The sequence below is a fragment of the Peptoniphilus indolicus ATCC 29427 genome (assembly GCF_000227315.1).
Lineage (GTDB): Bacteria > Bacillota > Clostridia > Tissierellales > Peptoniphilaceae > Peptoniphilus > Peptoniphilus indolicus.
This window is the reverse complement of record NZ_JH165120.1, coordinates 1-1224: the sequence shown is the minus strand read 5'-3', so window position 1 is coordinate 1224 and position 1224 is coordinate 1. Positions and strand designations below refer to the sequence as shown.

Genomic DNA, 1224 nt, shown 5'->3' with positions numbered 1-1224 from the left:
AAAAATTAATAACCGAGTAAACTTAGATATTCATCAAGGAACAGGTCAAATACCAATTAAACTTTTAGAAAAAGAAAAAGACTTCTTAAAGCCACTACCAAGTAAGCAAATAAGAAATCTCTACAAAATAAAGCTAACACAAGTAAGAGTAAACAAATCCTCTATGATAACATACAAGAAGAATCAATACTCAGTCCCAACTGAATATGAAAATAAGCCATTAAACTTACAAGTATTAGATAATAAATTGTACGTCTATGATAACACAAAATTAGTAACAATTCATAAAATAAGCCATAAAAAATTAAATTATCATTTAGAAGACTACGAAGAAATATTATCCAATACATTAAAAAACAAAGATTCAGTAGCAATAAAAGAAATTGCAAAAGAAAATTTAAAAAAGATTGGAGAAATATATGGAATATAGCACAAACTATGAAAGACTAATAACCAACCTAAAATATCTAAATTTAAAGCAGGTAATAATACATTTAGAAAATGAACTTAAAGATCCAAATATATCACTAATAGATGGGCTTTTAAGATTAACAGATTATGAAGTAGATAACAAGAAAATAGTAGCAGCAAATCAAATGGTAAAAGTAGCAAACTTTCCAAGCATAAAAACCCTAAAAAACTTTGATTTTAACTTCAATGAAAACATAAACGAAAATCAAATAAAAATGCTATGTGGATTAAGTTTCATAGAAAAAAATGAAAACATAATAATATTAGGAAATAGCGGAGTAGGTAAAACTCATTTAGCAACATCCATAGGAATAGAAGCCGCAAGAAAAAGAATAAGCACCTACTTTATCAAATGTAACGACTTAATAGACAATCTAAAAAGAGCCAAACTAGAAAATAGATTAGACAATAGAATCAAACATTACACAAAATATAAGCTACTGATAATAGACGAACTAGGGTACCTTCCCCTAAACCACGGAGACGAAAGAATGCTATTTCAACTAATAGATAAAAGGTATGAAACAAAAAGTACAATTATAACAAGTAACTTAAACTTTTCAGAATGGGGAGAACTATTTTATGATGAAAAAATAGCCCAAGCAATAGTAGATAGACTATTACATCATTCAACAGTCATCTCAATAACAGGAGCATCATATAGATTAAAAGACCATATTTTTGAAAAGGAGGAATAAGAAAATGTACATTATTATTTGAGCAAAAATGTACATTCTTATATTGACATTTACA

The 1224-nt window shown here is 27.1% G+C and carries 2 protein-coding genes; both read left to right on the top strand.

Annotated features, from left to right (window positions below; genetic code table 11):
- Positions 1-430, top strand: a 430-nt coding sequence (locus HMPREF9129_RS11820) for a Mu transposase domain-containing protein (RefSeq protein ID WP_040553282.1), incomplete at its 5' end; no start/stop codon positions are given.
- Positions 420-1169: an IS21-like element helper ATPase IstB gene (gene istB / locus HMPREF9129_RS10225; protein WP_004823537.1), complete on the top strand. Its 750-nt coding sequence runs from the start codon at positions 420-422 to the stop codon at positions 1167-1169. The genes HMPREF9129_RS11820 and istB, both read left to right, overlap by 11 nt.
- Positions 1170-1224 lie beyond the last annotated feature (55 nt).

Bases quoted from the DNA above. Each gene is read 5' to 3' on its own strand.
- istB (WP_004823537.1), top strand. From the start codon at position 420: ATGGAATATAGCACAAACTATGAAAGACTAATAACCAACCTAAAATAT.